Origin of the sequence: uncultured Stenotrophomonas sp., from assembly GCF_963519925.1 — a bacterium.
Lineage (GTDB): Bacteria > Pseudomonadota > Gammaproteobacteria > Xanthomonadales > Xanthomonadaceae > Stenotrophomonas > Stenotrophomonas maltophilia_AE.
The window spans coordinates 1-15,349 of sequence record NZ_CAUQPH010000088.1; the positions used below are offsets into that span (position 1 = coordinate 1).

The following is a 15,349-nucleotide window of genomic DNA, read 5'->3' on the forward strand; positions in this document are numbered from 1 at the left end:
GGCAAGACGCCGCCCGCGGTGGCCTCGGCGCCCGCCCCGAAGGTCGGCGGGCTGGGCTGGCCGTTGTCGGGCAACCTGCTGGCGCGTTACGGCGGCAAGCTGCCGGACGGGCGCACCAGCAGCGGCGTCCTGATCGGCGCCGCAGCCGGCAGCACGGTGACTGCCGTGGCCGACGGCACCGTGGTGTTTTCCGACTGGATGACGGGCTACGGCATGATCCTGATCGTGGACCACGGCAACGGCTACATGAGCCTTTACGCCCACAACGACACCCTGCTGCGCGATGCCGGCGGCACGGTGAAGAAGGGCGATGCCGTGGCGAAGGTGGGTAACTCGGGCGGGCAGGGAGTCACGGCGCTGTACTTTGAATTGCGGCGTAACGGACAGCCGGTGGATCCTTCTTCGTGGTTGCAGCGCCGGTAGGTATACGTGTAGCCACGCAGGGCGTGGCTCTACGGGTTGCGGCGTAATGGGCAGCCGGTGGATCTGGTGCGACAGCCACGCAGGGCGTGGCTCTACCGGTGGGTTGTTCAACGGGAATTTACCGTGCGTTCGCGCATAATCGGGCGGCGCATCGCTGGTGCGCCTGTTCCCGTCCCCCGCTCACCCTGGAGTGCTTCATGCGCGTAGCCCGTTCCGCCACCCTGCTGCTGGCCCTGGTGCCGGCGCTGTCATGGGCACAGCAGACCGCCCCGGTTCCGGAACGCGCTGGCGATGCCGCCTCCGCGGAAGAAGCAGTCACCTCGCGCGTGCCGCTGGAGGAAATCCGCCGCTACGTGGGCGTGTACAACGCGGTGCGCGCCGCCTACGTGGAGCCGGTGGACGACAAGAAACTGATGCAATCCGCGATCCGTGGGCTGTTGCTGGACCTGGATCCGCACAGCACCTACTTCGACAAGGAAGATGCCGAGGCTTTCGACGAGCAGGCCGAAGGCGCCTATGAAGGCATCGGCGTGGAGCTGCAGCAGCAGCCCGACAACAGCAGCCTAAAAGTGATCTCCCCGATCGACGACACCCCGGCGGCCAAGGCCGGCATCCTCGCCGGCGACCTGATCATCGCCATCGATGGCAAGCCGATCAGCGCCATCGAGGCCACCGAACCCCTGCGTGGCAAGGCCGGCAGCAAGGTCGTGCTGACCATCGTGCGCGAGGGCAAGCCCAAGCCGTTCGACGTGCCGATCACCCGCGAAACCATCCGCGTCACCAGCGTGCGCAGCCGCATGCTCGAGCCGGGCTATGGCTACATCCGCCTGAGCACCTTCCAGGCCGACACCGGTGCCGATTTCCAGAAGCACGTGGCGCAGCTGCAGCAGCAGGCCGGCGGCACGCTCAAGGGGTTGGTGCTCGACCTGCGCAGCAATCCGGGCGGCCTGCTGACCGCCGCCGTACAGGTCGCCGACGACCTGCTCGACAAGGGCAACATCGTCAGCACCCGTGGCCGCATCTCGATCAGCGACGCGCGCTTCGACGCCACCCCGGGCGACCTGCTCAAGGGCGCACCGGTGGTGGTATTGACCGACGCCGGCTCGGCCAGCGCCTCGGAAGTGCTGGCCGGTGCGCTGCGCGACAACGGACGTGCCCGCGTGGTCGGCAGCCGTACCTTCGGCAAGGGCTCGGTGCAGACCGTGCTGCCGCTGGACAACGGCGACTCGGTCAAGCTGACCACTGCGCGCTACTACACCCCCAGTGGCAAATCCATCCAGGCCACCGGCATCGTGCCGGACGTGGTGCTGCTGCCGGAGAAAAAGCCGGGCGAACAGGACGAGCTGCCCGCCAGCCTGAGCGACTACAGCGAAGCGACCCTGCCGGGGCACCTGCGCGGCGACGACGAAGGGGTCGAAGGCTACCAGGCCGGCGACGTGCTGCCCGGCGACGGCCCGATCAAGGACGCGCTGGCCGAACTGAAACAGCCCGGCTCAGTAGCAGCAAAGCAGAAACCGGTAGCGCCGGCCGTTGGCCGGCCCACGCAGAAGCCCGAACAGAAGCCGGAACCCAAACCCGAAGCCAAGCCCGAAGCCAAGCCCGAAGCCAAGCCCGAAGCCAAATCGGAACCGGAACCCAAACCGGAACCCAAACCGGAACCCAAACCGGAACCCAAACCGGAACCCAAACCCTGAGGTAGCGCACGACCGTTGGTCGTGCGCCGGCGCCACCGCGCCGCGCCTCAGAACCCGTGCCGCTTCCGCAGGCGCCGGGCAATGGCCGCGCGCACGTACACCCCATACCCCAACCCGAACACGAACCCGGCAATGTGCGCCCACCAGGCCACCATGCCGAAGCTGGGGCCGATGTAGGCAAACACCACCTGCAGCCCGGCCCACACCCCGATCAACAGGTAGGCCGGGGCGCGCACGAATTCCAAGAACAGCCCCAGCGGAATCACCACGCCCAGCCGTGCACCGGGGAACAGGGCCAGGTAGGCACCGATCAGCGCCGACACCGCGCCACTGGCACCGATGATGATCTGGTCCGGGCTGCCCATGGTGTAGATCGCAGTGAGGTTGGAGATCGCCCCACCGACCAGGAACAGCAGCATCAGCCGCCACGGCCCCAGCACGCGCTCGGCAGGAAAGCCGAAGATCAGCAGGAAGACCAGGTTGCCCAGCAGGTGCGACCAGTCCGCGTGCAGGAACAGCGCGGTGAACAGGCGCAGCACGCTGCCGTCTTCGAAGGTGGCCCACCAGTCCAGTGGCCGGGTCAGCCCGGTCGACAGCGCGCCCCAGTCCATCCACAGGCTGCGGCGGGCGTCGCCGGGTCGGGAGATCGACCACAGGAACGCCGCCCACAACGTCGCGAACAGCAGGGGCGTGGCCCAGCGGACGGCGGATTTCTTGCGCGAAGGGAGCGAGACGAACATGTGGGCGCTAGCCTACCGTGGGCGGCGGCTGGAGGGAGTAATCGCGGGTTCAGCCTGAATAGCCAAAGCGGCTGATCGCGTTATTGTTTCATTAACCGGTCTGGGTATACTCGCATACGGCGTCGTATGTCGGGAGGGGACTCCGGCGCGTTGTTTCCAGTCTTTCGGGACCGGAAGCGGCGCAGGCGCGCGTAGACAAAACCACACGCATTTCCGGAGAGAACACACGATGCATACCGCTTCCACCCTCGCCCGCGTCACCGCCCTGGCTGTCGGCATCGCCGGCGTGCTGGCCGTTGGCCACGTCAACGCCGCCGCCTTCCAGCTGAAGGAAAACAGCGCCAAGGGCCTCGGCCGCGCCTTCGCCGGTTCGGGCTCCGCCCAGGGCGATGCCTCGATCATGGCCGTCAACCCGGCCGGCATGCGCCAGCTGGAGGGCATGCAGATCCAGGGCGACCTGAGCGCCATCAGCTTCAAGGCCGAATACGAAGGCACCGGCCGCAAGCCGACCGGCCAGCCGCAGACCGGCGGTGACGGCGGCGACGCCGGCATGATCGCCCCGGTTCCGGCCGCGTACTTCCACATGCCGATCGGCGAACAGGCCCACTTCGGCGTGTCGCTGACCGCCCCGTTCGGCTTCAAGACCGATTACGACAATGGCTGGGTGGGTCGCTACAGCGGCCTGAAGACCGACCTGAAGGCGATCGACCTGGGCTTTGCCGCCTCGTACGACGTCAACCCGTACGTGTCCTTCGGCGCGTCGGTGTTCGTTGAGCACCTGACCATCGAACTGAGCAACAACATCGACTTCGGCACCGCGCTGGCCCAGTCCCGCGTGCCGGGCTTCGCCCCGGGCAGCGCCGATGGCAAGCTGACCGTCGAAGGCGACAACAACGCCGTGGGCTGGACCGTCGGCGGTCTGTTCAGCCCCGATGAGAACACCCACATCGGCTTCAGCTACCGCTCCAAGGTCGAGCACAAGATCACCGGCGGCGACGCTACCTTCGACGTGCCGGGCAATGCGGCTGCCGTGCTGGCGGTTGCCCAGCCGGGTCGCTTCGTGACCACCTCGGGCAAAACCACCGTGACCCTGCCGGCCTCGGCCACGATGAGCATCACCCACAACGTCAACGACCGCTGGACCGTGATGGGTGACGTCACCCGCACTGCCTGGTCGACCGCGTTCGACCAGGTCACCATCGACTACGCGTCGGCGCAGCCGGACTCGGTGCTGGAATTCGGCTACCGCGACACGACCTTCGTCTCGCTCGGTACCGACTTCAAGCTGAGCGACACCGTCACCCTGCGTGGCGGCGTGGCATACGACCAGACCCCGACCACCGACGCACACCGCGACGTCCGCGTGCCGGACACCAGCCGCAAGTGGCTGTCGCTGGGCGTGGGCTGGACCCCGTCGGCGAACACCGAATACAACTTCGGTTACACCCACCTGTTCACCAGCGACCCGAACGTCATCGTTCCGGCCACCACGAACAACCAGGGCAACTCGCTGAACGGCAAGTACAAGGTCCGCGGCGACGTGCTGGCGGCCTCGTTCAACTACAAGTTCTGATCCACGGCGTTCGCGCCGGGTAACACCGGAAGGCCCCGCGCAAGCGGGGCCTTCTGCGTTGTGGGTCGGCAATCGGATGCGAAACCGGATGCGAAACCGGATGCGAAACGGTATGCGGACCCGGATGCGGACCCGGATGCGGACCCGGATGCGGACCCGGATGCGAAACCGGATGCGAAACCGGATGCGGACCCGATTGCGAAACCGCACCGGTAGCGCCGACTGTTAGTCGGCTGCTCTACGCGCGGTCTACGGCTTCATGCGAACGGCAGCCGACTGACAGTCGGCTCTACCCGCACGCGGGCGAACGTCCTGCGGCTTACAACGGCAGCCGACTGACAGTCGGCTCTACCCGCACGCGGGCGAACGTCCTGCGGCTTACAACGGCAGCCGACTGACAGTCGGCTCTACCCGCACGCGGGTGAGCGTCCTGCGGCGTACAACAGGCCCTGGCGCAGCTGTGCCTGGAAGTCGCGGTTGCGGTACAGCGCCGCGTCATGCCCCAGGCCGGTGTACCAGCTGCGGCCGCCATCGAAGGCGTGGCACCACGCGATGGGATGGTCGGCGCCCATCGTGCCGCCCTGGTACAGGCGTTCGTCCACCGTGGCGATCACCTGCACGGCAGGACGCGGATTGCTGCGGTAGTTGTACAGCTCGTCGCGCACCGGCCACGCGTTGCCGTGCGCCTTGCCGTCGCGCTCCGGCTGCACCCGGCTGAACTGCAGGCCCTCGGGGTGGTTCTTGAAGTAGGCGCCGACCAGCTGCCCATACCACGGCCACTCGTACTCGGTATCCGCCGCCGAATGCACGCCCATGAAACCACCGCCGCCGCGGATGAAGGCCTGCATGGCCTGCTGCTGCGTCGCGTCGAGTACATCGCCGGTGGTGTTGGCGAACACCACCACCCGGTAGCGGGCGAGGTTGGCGTCGTTGAAATCGGCCGGGTTCTCGCTCTGGTCCACCGTCAACCGCTCGCGCTCCGCCAGCAGGCGCAACGTGCTCACCGCCGTCGGGATCGAGTCGTGGCGGAACTTGGCGGTATGGGTGAACACCAGCACGCGCTCCGAGGCCGCCGCCATGGCGGCCGGAACGGTGGACAGGCACATCGCCAGCAGGATCGGCAGGACAATCGGGCGCATGGCTGGATCATGCCACAGCCACGTACAATCCCGGTCCGCGCCGACCCGGACCGTCCGGCACGCGGCGCAGGGACCGCTCCACGATCCATGACAAGGACACCACATGTCGCCCGTTCTACTCCGCACCACCCTGGCCCTCGGCCTGTCCGCGCTGGCCGCACCGGCCTCCGCCGCCGATTTCGCCGCCTGCTTCACCCTCACGCCCGGCCTGCGCTGGTCCAACGGCGATGAGACGCTGACCATCGAGCAGGCCACCTTCAACGGCCAGGACGCCATCAAGGTGCACAGCGCCGGTGGTGGCGTCGGCATGGCCAGCTATTACGATGCCAGCGGCCGGCAGCTGCTGGGCGAGGAGCGCTATGGCATTTCCGCATGGGGTGGCGACGCCGCCCAGCCGGTGATGACCGACACCTTCAAGCCCGCGCCGACCTTCCCGGAGCGCGCGAAGCCGGGCGAGCGCTTCCAGCTCAGCGGCCAGGGTGAGCGCACCCACCACGTCGAGGAAACGGTCACCCCGATCGACTACGACGGCTTCACCGACTACACCTTCGTCGACTTCGAAGACGTGCAGGCCGAGGTCGACAATGAACCGCGCACCTTCAAAAACAGTTGCCACCTCACCGCAACCTTCGAAGACAACCGCATCGAAGCCTGGTACGCGGCCGGTTTCGGCCGCATCAGGTTCGAGCGCTACATGGGCGAAGAGCTGCTGATGCGTGATGAGATCGAAGCGATCCACGCCGACTGAAGCGACTGCGGCAGACACGAAAAACCCCGCTTTTCAGCGGGGTTTTTCATTGATCCGACGACAATCCGAGCGCGGTAGAGCGGGGCTCTGCCCCGCTGCCGGAATCAATCGCCCAGGGTCAGCAGCGAAGCATTGCCACCGGCGGCCGTGGTGTTCACGGTCACGGTCTTTTCGGTGGCAAAACGCAGCAGGTAGTGCGGACCACCGGCCTTCGGACCGGTACCCGACAGGCCCTGGCCGCCGAACGGCTGCACGCCCACCACCGCACCGATCTGGTTGCGGTTGACGTACACATTGCCCACGTTGATGCGCGAGGAAATGCGCTCCACGGTTTCATCGATGCGCGAATGCACGCCCAGGGTGAGGCCGTAGCCGGTGGCGTTGATCTGGTCGATCACCGCATCGAGCTGGTCGCCCTTCCAACGGATCACGTGCAGCACCGGCCCGAAGATTTCCTTGTGCAGCTGGTCCAGGTTCTTCAGTTCGTACGCGCGCGGCGCGAAGAAGGTGCCATGCGCGGCGGCTTCGCTGAGCTCGGCCGCAGCGATCAGGCGCGCTTCCTTTTCCATGCGCAGCGCGTGTTCCTGCAGGATCTGCAGTGCATCGGCGTCGATCACCGGGCCGACGTCGGTGGACAGCAGGCCCGGGTCGCCGATCTTCAGTTCGGCCATCGCACCGGCGAGCATGGTCATCACCTTGTCGGCGATATCGTCCTGCACGAACAGCACGCGCGCGGCCGAGCAGCGCTGGCCGGCCGAGGTGAAGGCCGAACCGATGGCGTCCTTGACCAGCTGTTCCGGCAGCGCCGAGGAATCGGCGATGAAGGCATTCTGGCCGCCGGTTTCGGCGATCAGCACGCCGATGGCGGCGTCGCGTGCGGCCATCGCACGGTTGATCGCGCGCGCGGTGTCGGTCGAACCGGTGAAGGCCACGCCGGCCACGCGCGGGTCGGCGGTGAGCGCCGCGCCGACGGTGGCGCCATCGCCCGGCAGGAACTGCACCACGCCGTCGGGAATGCCGGCATCCAGCAGCAGCTTCACCGCGTAGTAGCCGATCAGGTTGGTCTGTTCGGCCGGCTTGGCGATCACGCTGTTGCCTGCGGCCAGCGCAGCGGCAACCTGGCCCAGGAAGATCGCCAGCGGGAAGTTCCACGGGCTGATGCACACGAACACGCCACGACCGTGCAGCTGCAGCTCGTTGGATTCGCCGGTCGGGCTGGGCAGCTTTTCGGCGTGGCCGAACTGCTCGCGTGCCTGCTTGGCGTAGTAGCGCAGGAAGTCCACCGCTTCGCGCACTTCGGCGATGCCGTCGGGCAGGCTCTTGCCGGCTTCCTTCACGCACAGCGCCATGAACTCCGGCATGCGTGCTTCCAGCTGGTCGGCCGCATGCTCCAGGATCGCCGCGCGGCTGGCGGCCGGGGTGCGGTTCCACTGCGGCTGCGCGGCCACGGCATTGGCCAGCGCCTTTTCCACGGTGGCGCTGTCGGCCGGCTGCCACTGCCCGATCACCTGGCGGGTGTCGGCCGGGTTGATCACGTTGACCAGCGCGCCGGTCGGCTGCGCACCCGGCACCAGCGGGGCGGCCTGCCACGGCTTGACCGCCGCGTTGAGCTGCTCGGCCAGGGCGCGCAGATCGTTGTCGTTGGCGAGATTGACGCCCATGGAGTTCTTCCTGTCGTGGTTCTGGCTGCGCAGCAGGTCGACCGGCAGCGGGATTTTCGGGTGTGGAATGGAATCGAACGAAGCAACCGCTTCAACCGGATCGCGGATCAGGTCGTCGATGGCCACGTCTTCGTCGGTGATGCGGTTGACGAAGCTGGAGTTGGCGCCGTTCTCGAGCAGGCGTCGCACCAGGTACGGCAGCAGGTCTTCGTGCGAACCCACCGGCGCGTACACGCGGCACGGCACGTTCAGGCGGTTGGCCGGCACCACTTCGGCATACAGGTCATCGCCCATGCCGTGCAGCTTCTGGTGCTCGTACTGGCCGCCCTTGGCGATCGCCTTCACCGCCGCGATGGTGTGCGCGTTGTGCGTGGCGAACATCGGGTACAGCGCGTCGGCGTGCGAGAACAGGCGCTTGGTGCAGGCCAGGTAAGACACGTCGGTGTTCTGCTTGCGGGTGAACACCGGGTAGGCCGGCAGGCCGTCGATCTGCGCGACCTTGATCTCCGCGTCCCAGTAGGCGCCCTTGACCAGGCGCACCTGCAGGCGGCGACCGATGCGGCGGGCCAGGTCGGCCAGGTAATCGATCGTGTACGGGGTGCGCTTCTGGTACGCCTGCACCACCACGCCGAAGCCTTCCCAGCCGGCCAGTGAAGCATCGCTCACCACCTTCTCGATGATGTCCAGCGACAGTTCCAGGCGGTCGGTTTCCTCGGCATCCACCGTGCAGCCGATGCCGTAAGACCTGGCCAGCTGCGCCAGCTCCAGTACGCCGGGCACCAGGTCGGCCATCACCCGCGCGCGCTTGGCGTGTTCATAGCGCGGATACAGCGCCGACAGCTTGATCGAGATGCCCGGTGCCGCGTTGACGTCGCCGTCCGGACGGCCGCCACGGGCCTTGTGGTCGCCGCCGATGGAGTGGATCGCGCGGCGGTAGTCTTCCAGGTAACGCTTGGCGTCCTTCATGGTCAGCGCGCCTTCGCCGAGCATGTCGAACGAATAGCGGTAGCTGGCGTTGTCGCCCTTGTGCGAGCGCGACAGCGCTTCGTCGATGGTGCGACCCATGACGAACTGATGGCCCATGATCTTCATCGCCTGGCGCACGGCCAGGCGGATCACCGGCTCGCCCACGCGGCCCATCAGGCGTGCGAACGCACCGGGCACGTCGGAACGGGTGGCATCGTTGATCTGCACGATGTGGCCGGTGAGCATCAGGCCCCAGGTCGAGGCGTTGACCAGTACCGAATCACTGCCGCCCAGGTGTTTCTTCCAGTCCGCTTCGCCGAGCTTGTCGCGGATCAGCTTGTCGGCGGTGTCCTGGTCGGGAATGCGCAGCAGCGCTTCGGCCACGCACATCAGCAGCACGCCTTCTTCGCTGCCGAGGTCGTACTGGCGCATGAAGGCTTCGATCGCGCCCTGGTCCTTGGCGCGCACCCGCACGCGCGCCACCAGGTCGGCGGCGGTGGCCTGCACGGCGGCCTGTTCGTCGGCCGGCAGGCGTGCCTGCGCCAGCAGCTCGCGCACGTGGCTGGCCTCGTCCTTCATCCAGGCATCGGTGATCGCCTGGCGGAACGCATTGGGAACGACCGGCAGCTCGGGTGACAGCAGCGGCGGGCGGGAGGCGCCGGACGGGGCCGGGGCAGGGGGAAGCGCGGAAGATGCGGTCATGCCGGTTGGCTCATGGAGAACTTGACCATTTTAATCGCTTTTTCATCCCTGGAAACAATCGGCAAGGCACTGCCGACGTCGTTCATAGCCTTTCATACAGGGGGATTCGGCGGATCAGGCAGGGCTGTCAAAAAGTGTGCCGTTTCCGTCAAATCGGCCGCCGATGCTTATGCTGTATTGCACCATCCCTGAAATTGTGAATGCACCCTTGCGGCTCGCGCGACAGCAGGGCTACCATCGAGACGTTTCCCGCGGCAGGAAAACGCGGTTGCGACATGATCGAGGTGCTGACAGCTCCGGACGGATCAGGAACGCAACTGCGGCTGCGTCCCCCACGGGCGCTCGATGCCCGGCAGTTCGTCCTGTTGTTTGCTGTGTTGGCGGGGGTGATGTGGCTGGTGGCCGCCCTGGGCTGGTTCACCGGCAACGTGTTCGCCCCCTTGTTTGCGCTGCTGTACAGCCTGTTGCTGGCAGCGGCACTGCGCGCGTTGTGGCGCAGGGGTGAACGGCAGGAAGAAATCCGGGTAGTGCCGGCGTGCGTGGAGGTGATCCCCGCACCCGGTCAATTGCCGGTGTTCAGCGCACATCCGCATTGGGTGCGCCTGCTCGCCGACGAAACGAGGGTCCGGCTTGCGTCCAGCGGTAGGCAGGTGGAAGTGGGGAGTTTCCTCGCACCAGCCGAACGCCAGGCACTGGCAGAGACACTAGAAGGCTTGCTCGTGGCCAGCGATGGCTGCAACCGACGACGCTAAGGGTCTAGGCAATGAAGCAACGCAGAAAGTGGGGCACGCAGTTCGCAAAGGCAGTGGGGTACGGGGCAGCGCTGATGGCGCCGGCACTGGCGTGGGCCCAGGCGGCCGACCCGGTTCCGTGGCAGCTGAACATGGGCAAGGGGGTCACCCAGAGCTCGCGCCTGGCGTGGGAATCCAACATGTTCTCGCTGTGGGTGTGTACGGTCATCGGCGTGCTGGTGTTCGGCGCGATGTTCTATGCCATCTTCAAGTTCCGCAAATCCAAGGGCGCGGTCGCCGCCACCTTCAGCCACAACACCAAGGCCGAGGTGATCTGGACGGTCATTCCGGTGCTGATTCTGGTGGTGATGGCCTGGCCGGCCACCGCCAACCTGATCAAGTTCTACGACACCCGCGATGCCGAAATGACCGTCAAGGTCACCGGCTACCAGTGGATGTGGAAATACGAATACCTGGGTGAGGACGTCAGCTTCACCAGCCGCCTGGACCGTGAATCGGACCGGGTCCGGCAGAGCGGCAAGGTGCCCGACCGCGAAACCCACCCGCACTACCTGCTCGACGTGGACAATCGCCTGGTGTTGCCGGTCGACACCAAGGTGCGCTTCGTGATCACTTCCGACGACGTGATCCATGCGTGGTGGGTGCCCGCGCTCGGCTGGAAACAGGACGCCATTCCCGGCTTCATCAACGAGGCCTGGACCAACATCGAGCAGGTCGGCGTCTACCGCGGCCAGTGCGCCGAGCTGTGCGGCAAGGACCATGGCTTCATGCCGATCGTGGTCGAGGCGGTGTCCAAGGACGACTTCCAGAAGTGGCTGGCGGAAAAGCGCCCGAAGGCGGCCGATCCGGCGCCGGCACCGGCCGCGCCCGAAGCCACCCCGGAGGCAACGCCTGCTGCCGCACCGGCGGCACCGGCAGTACCGGCGCCCGCGCCGGACGCGGCGCCGGGCAACGCCTGACATCATCGAACCGCGCGCGCCGCACGGTGCGCGTGGCTACCAGCGGAACCAATGAGGTGTAGTTGCGATGGCGCATACCGCAGTTGATCACGACGGGCATCACGGGCATCAGCAGTCGTTCTTCGAGCGTTGGTTCTTCTCGACCAACCACAAGGACATCGGCACGCTGTATCTGCTCTTCAGCTTCATCATGTTCATCATCGGTGCGGCGATGAGCGTGATCATCCGCGCCGAACTGATGCAGCCCGGCCTGCAGTTCGTGAAACCGGAAACCTTCAACCAGCTCACCACCGTGCATGCGCTGGTGATGATTTTCGGCGGCGTGATGCCGGCCTTCGTCGGCCTGGCCAACTGGATGATCCCGCTGCAGGTGGGCGCGCCGGACATGGCGCTGCCGCGCATGAACAACTGGTCATTCTGGCTGCTGCCGGTGGCCTTCAGCCTGCTGCTGCTCACCTTCGCGCTGCCCGGCGGCGCCCCGGCCGGTGGCTGGACGCTGTACCCGCCGCTGTCGCTGCAGGGGGGCTACAACGTAGCGTTCACCGTGTTCGCGATCCACGTGGCCGGCATCAGTTCGATCATGGGCGCGATCAACATCATCGCCACCGTGCTCAACATGCGCGCCCCGGGCATCGACCTGCTGAAGATGCCGATCTTCTGCTGGTCCTGGCTGATCACCGCGTTCCTGCTGATCGCGGTGATGCCGGTGCTGGCCGGTGCGGTGACCATGCTGCTCACCGACAAGTTCTTCGGCACCAGCTTCTTCAACGCGGCCGGCGGCGGCGACCCGGTGATGTTCCAGCACATCTTCTGGTTCTTCGGCCACCCGGAGGTGTACATCATGATCCTGCCGGCGTTCGGCGTGGTCAGCGAGATCATCCCCACCTTCAGCCGTAAGCCGCTGTTCGGCTACCAGGCCATGGTCTACGCCATCGCCGCCATCGCGTTCCTGTCGTTCATCGTCTGGGCCCACCACATGTTCACCGTGGGCATGCCGCTGGGCGGCGAAATCTACTTCATGTTCGCCACCATGCTGATCTCCATCCCGACCGGGGTGAAGGTGTTCAACTGGGTGAGCACCATGTGGCGCGGTTCGCTCACCTTTGAAGCGCCGATGCTGTGGGCGGTGGCCTTCGTCATCCTGTTCACCATCGGCGGTTTCTCCGGCCTGATGCTGGCCATCGTGGTGGCCGACTTCCAGTACCACGACACCTACTTCGTGGTCGCGCACTTCCATTACGTGCTGGTCACCGGCGCGGTGTTCGCGCTGATCGCCGCGGTGTACTACTGGTGGCCGAAGTGGACCGGGCGGATGTACAGCGAGTTCTGGGCCAAGGTGCACTTCTGGTGGTCGATCGTGTTCGTGAACCTGCTGTTCTTCCCGCAGCACTTCCTGGGCCTGGCCGGCATGCCGCGGCGCATTCCCGATTACAGCGTGGCCTTCGCCGACTGGAACCTGATCAGCTCGATCGGTGCGTTCGGCATGTTCGTCACCCCGTTCATGATGGCTGCGATCCTGATCGCGTCGCTGCGCAACGGCGAAAAGGCGGCCGATCGTTCGTGGGAGGGCGCACGTGGGCTGGAGTGGACGGTGCCGTCACCGGCTCCGGCGCATACCTTCACCGTGCCGCCGACCATCCGCCCGGGCGACCTGGCCCACGACGACATCATCCATTGAGGCGCGCATGCAGGACATGACCGACCCCGACTTCATCCAGCGCCGTAAACGCGCCCGCCGCACCGCGCTGTGGGTGGGCGCGGTGGCCGTGCTGGTCTATGTGGGCTTCATCCTGAGCGGGGTGCTGGGCAGATGAGCGCACCGCGCCCCGCCACGCCCGCGCCGCATGCCGGGCTTCCGCGCCTGATCGGGGTGGCGGTGGCGGTGTTCGTGCTGACCTTCTCGCTGGTGCCGCTGTACCGCATCGCCTGCGAAAAGGTGTTCGGCGTGCGCCTGGAGCGCGGGCCGGGCGCCGACGCGAGCGGCGCCCCGGCGGCCGCCCGGCGCACCGTGCGGGTGGAATTTGACGGCGGGGTCAATTCGAAACTGCCGTGGGCGTTCCATCCCGAGCAGTTGAGCATGGACGTGGTGCCCGGCGAGCTCAACGAGGCGCTGTACTACGCGCGCAACGACAGCGACCGCCCGCTGGTGGGCAGCGCGGTGCCGTCGGTGGCACCGGCCAAGGCCTCGGGCTACTTCAGCAAGACCGAATGCTTCTGCTTCACCGCGCAGACCCTGGTGGCCGGCGAGAAACGCGACATGCCGGTGCGTTTCATCGTCGACCCCGACCTGCCCGCCAACATCAAGACCATCACCCTGTCCTACACGTTCTACAAGAACGACGCGCTGTCGGCGCAGCTGGCCACGGCAGCTCCGCCGGCCAGCGCGCGCTCGGCACCCTGATACGTACCTGGATACCGACCATGGCCGCACAGCACAGCCCCGACGCCAACGTGTACTTCGTGCCCACCCACAGCAAGTGGCCCTTCGTCGGTTCCATCGCGATGATGGTCACCATGGTGGGCGTGGCCAGCTGGCTCAACGACGCCGGGTGGGGCAAGTGGACCTTCTATGCCGGCCTCGCGATGCTGGTGCTGACCCTGTTCTGGTGGTTCAGCGACGTCGTGCGCGAATCGCAGGCGGGCCATTACAACCGCCAGGTCGACGGCTCGTTCCGCATGGGCATGGTGTGGTTCATCTTCTCGGAGGTGATGTTCTTCGGTGCGTTCTTCGGCGCGCTGTTCTACACCCGCACCCTGGGCCTGGCCTGGCTGGGCGGCGCCGGCGACGGGGTGATGACCAATGAACTGCTGTGGGACGGCTACTCGGCGGCCTGGCCGACCAACGGCCCCGGCGCCATCGGTGGCCACTTCCAGACCATCCCGGCCTGGGGCCTGCCGCTGATCAACACCCTGATCCTGCTCACCTCCGGCGTCACCCTGACCATCGCCCACCACGCGCTCAAGGCCGGCCACCGGCGCCAGCTGCTGGTGTGGCTGGGCATCACCGTGCTGCTCGGCATCTTCTTCCTGACCCTGCAGGCCGAGGAGTACATCCACGCCTACAAGGAACTGAACCTCACCCTCGGCTCGGGCATCTACGGCTCCACCTTCTTCATGCTCACCGGCTTCCACGGCGCGCATGTGCTGCTCGGCACGATCATGCTGATGGTGATGTGGTTGCGCGCGGCCAAGGGCCACTTCACCCGCGACAACCACTTCGGCTTCGAAGCGGCGGCGTGGTACTGGCACTTCGTCGACGTGGTCTGGCTGATGCTGTTCCTGTTCGTCTACGTGCTGTAGCCGCCGGCGTCAGCCGCCGATGCCATGCGGCTTGATCCAGCCGCCGTAGATGCCGATGGCCACCAGCACGATCAGCGCCACCGAGACCGCGATGCGGCGGGTGAGCGCATTGACGGTGCGCTTGGTCTGACCGCGGTCGACCAGCAGGTAGTACAGCCCGGCGCCCAGATTCCAGACGATGACGATCAGAAACGCGATTACCAGCAGGGTCTTCAACGAATCATTCATGCGCGGCTCGAGGGCAGGGCGGGTACGCCTATCTGACCGCGTTTCGACGGCGTTGTCATGATGCGCCAGCACACGCGCCTGATCGGCTGGGTGGCTGCCGTGCTGGTGATCGTGGCGTTCTCCCAGCTGGGCCGCTGGCAGCTGCAGCGCATGCACGAGAAACAGGCCCTGCTGGACCAGCAGCTGCCTGCTCGGGCGCAGTCGCTGACCCTGGCCGACGCGCAGGCCGCGCCGCCGCAGCTGCGCTGGGTGGAGGATGAGGGCCGGTTCCTGCCCGGCACCGTGCTGCTCGACAACCAGACCCGCGCAGGGCGCGCCGGGATCAAGGTCTACCAGCCTTTCCGCAGCGCCGCCGGCGCGCACGTGCTGGTCGACCTCGGCTGGCTGCCGATGCCCGCCGACCGCCAGCTGCCCCCGATCACCCCGCGTGCGGGGGCCGCGCGCATTGCCGGCCTGCTCGCACC

At 66.7% G+C, this 15,349-nt stretch carries 16 protein-coding genes; 12 read left to right on the forward strand and 4 right to left on the reverse strand.

The genetic code is table 11. The annotated features are described in order from the left end of the window. On the forward strand, nucleotides 1-423 hold a 423-nt coding region (locus RWO33_RS14160), incomplete at its 5' end, for a peptidoglycan DD-metalloendopeptidase family protein (protein WP_314105681.1). Between the two features lie 197 nt (nucleotides 424-620). Further along, nucleotides 621-2,117: a S41 family peptidase gene (locus tag RWO33_RS14165; protein WP_314105682.1), complete on the forward strand. Its 1,497-nt coding sequence runs from the start codon at nucleotides 621-623 to the stop codon at nucleotides 2,115-2,117. A gap of 47 nt (nucleotides 2,118-2,164) precedes the next feature. On the opposite strand, the gene RWO33_RS14170 is transcribed toward RWO33_RS14165, so the two are convergent. Further along, nucleotides 2,165-2,857, reverse strand: coding sequence for a rhomboid family intramembrane serine protease (locus RWO33_RS14170; RefSeq protein ID WP_145481210.1), 693 nt, complete (start codon nucleotides 2,855-2,857; stop codon nucleotides 2,165-2,167). A 229-nt stretch (nucleotides 2,858-3,086) separates the two neighbouring features. On the opposite strand from RWO33_RS14170, the gene RWO33_RS14175 reads away from it, so the two are divergent. Beyond that, nucleotides 3,087-4,430, forward strand: coding sequence for an outer membrane protein transport protein (locus RWO33_RS14175; protein ID WP_314105684.1), 1,344 nt, complete (start codon nucleotides 3,087-3,089; stop codon nucleotides 4,428-4,430). A 407-nt stretch (nucleotides 4,431-4,837) separates the two neighbouring features. Here the strand turns inward: RWO33_RS14175 and RWO33_RS14180 are convergent, their stop codons facing one another. Then, nucleotides 4,838-5,569: a ThuA domain-containing protein gene (locus RWO33_RS14180; RefSeq protein WP_314105686.1), complete on the reverse strand. Its 732-nt coding sequence runs from the start codon at nucleotides 5,567-5,569 to the stop codon at nucleotides 4,838-4,840. Between the two features lie 103 nt (nucleotides 5,570-5,672). Here RWO33_RS14180 and RWO33_RS14185 point away from each other — a divergent pair, with 103 nt between their 5' ends. Then, the gene (locus RWO33_RS14185; protein ID WP_314105688.1) at nucleotides 5,673-6,317 is read left to right on the forward strand and encodes a hypothetical protein; all 645 of its coding nucleotides are present in this window, start codon (nucleotides 5,673-5,675) and stop codon (nucleotides 6,315-6,317) included. Between the two features lie 104 nt (nucleotides 6,318-6,421). Here the strand turns inward: RWO33_RS14185 and putA are convergent, their stop codons facing one another. Beyond that, nucleotides 6,422-9,646 (reverse strand): bifunctional proline dehydrogenase/L-glutamate gamma-semialdehyde dehydrogenase PutA, encoded by a 3,225-nt coding sequence (gene putA / locus RWO33_RS14190; protein ID WP_314105690.1) that lies wholly within the window; start codon nucleotides 9,644-9,646, stop codon nucleotides 6,422-6,424. A gap of 12 nt (nucleotides 9,647-9,658) precedes the next feature. On the opposite strand from putA, the gene RWO33_RS14195 reads away from it, so the two are divergent. The 7 genes from RWO33_RS14195 (at nucleotide 9,659) to RWO33_RS14225 (ending at nucleotide 14,657) form a co-directional block, all read left to right on the forward strand. Further along, nucleotides 9,659-9,838 carry a hypothetical protein gene (locus RWO33_RS14195; protein WP_314105692.1) on the forward strand — a complete coding sequence of 60 codons (180 nt, stop codon included), beginning with the start codon at nucleotides 9,659-9,661 and terminating at the stop codon, nucleotides 9,836-9,838. Nucleotides 9,839-9,921: 83 nt separating this feature from the next. After that, nucleotides 9,922-10,398 carry a DUF2244 domain-containing protein gene (locus tag RWO33_RS14200; protein ID WP_314105693.1) on the forward strand — a complete coding sequence of 159 codons (477 nt, stop codon included), beginning with the start codon at nucleotides 9,922-9,924 and terminating at the stop codon, nucleotides 10,396-10,398. An 11-nt stretch (nucleotides 10,399-10,409) separates the two neighbouring features. Next, nucleotides 10,410-11,357 (forward strand): cytochrome c oxidase subunit II, encoded by a 948-nt coding sequence (gene coxB, locus RWO33_RS14205; protein ID WP_314105695.1) that lies wholly within the window; start codon nucleotides 10,410-10,412, stop codon nucleotides 11,355-11,357. A 67-nt stretch (nucleotides 11,358-11,424) separates the two neighbouring features. Continuing rightward, entirely contained in the window at nucleotides 11,425-13,035 is a 1,611-nt protein-coding gene (gene ctaD, locus RWO33_RS14210) for a cytochrome c oxidase subunit I (RefSeq protein WP_314105697.1), read from the forward strand. 7 nt (nucleotides 13,036-13,042) lie between these two features. Continuing rightward, nucleotides 13,043-13,171 carry a hypothetical protein gene (locus RWO33_RS14215; protein WP_314105704.1) on the forward strand — a complete coding sequence of 43 codons (129 nt, stop codon included), beginning with the start codon at nucleotides 13,043-13,045 and terminating at the stop codon, nucleotides 13,169-13,171. After that, complete coding sequence (locus tag RWO33_RS14220; protein ID WP_314105699.1) at nucleotides 13,168-13,758, forward strand: cytochrome c oxidase assembly protein; 591 nt, start codon at nucleotides 13,168-13,170, stop codon at nucleotides 13,756-13,758. The genes RWO33_RS14215 and RWO33_RS14220 overlap by 4 nt, the downstream gene beginning before the upstream one ends. A 20-nt stretch (nucleotides 13,759-13,778) precedes the next feature. Beyond that, nucleotides 13,779-14,657: a cytochrome c oxidase subunit 3 gene (locus RWO33_RS14225; protein ID WP_145481219.1), complete on the forward strand. Its 879-nt coding sequence runs from the start codon at nucleotides 13,779-13,781 to the stop codon at nucleotides 14,655-14,657. A 9-nt stretch (nucleotides 14,658-14,666) separates the two neighbouring features. Here the strand turns inward: RWO33_RS14225 and RWO33_RS14230 are convergent, their stop codons facing one another. Continuing rightward, a complete protein-coding gene (locus RWO33_RS14230; protein ID WP_145481220.1) occupies nucleotides 14,667-14,885 on the reverse strand; it encodes a twin transmembrane helix small protein in 219 nt (72 codons plus the stop codon). A 57-nt stretch (nucleotides 14,886-14,942) separates the two neighbouring features. Here RWO33_RS14230 and RWO33_RS14235 point away from each other — a divergent pair. Next, nucleotides 14,943-15,349: SURF1 family protein (locus RWO33_RS14235; protein ID WP_314105702.1), on the forward strand; the 407-nt coding region annotated here is incomplete at its 3' end.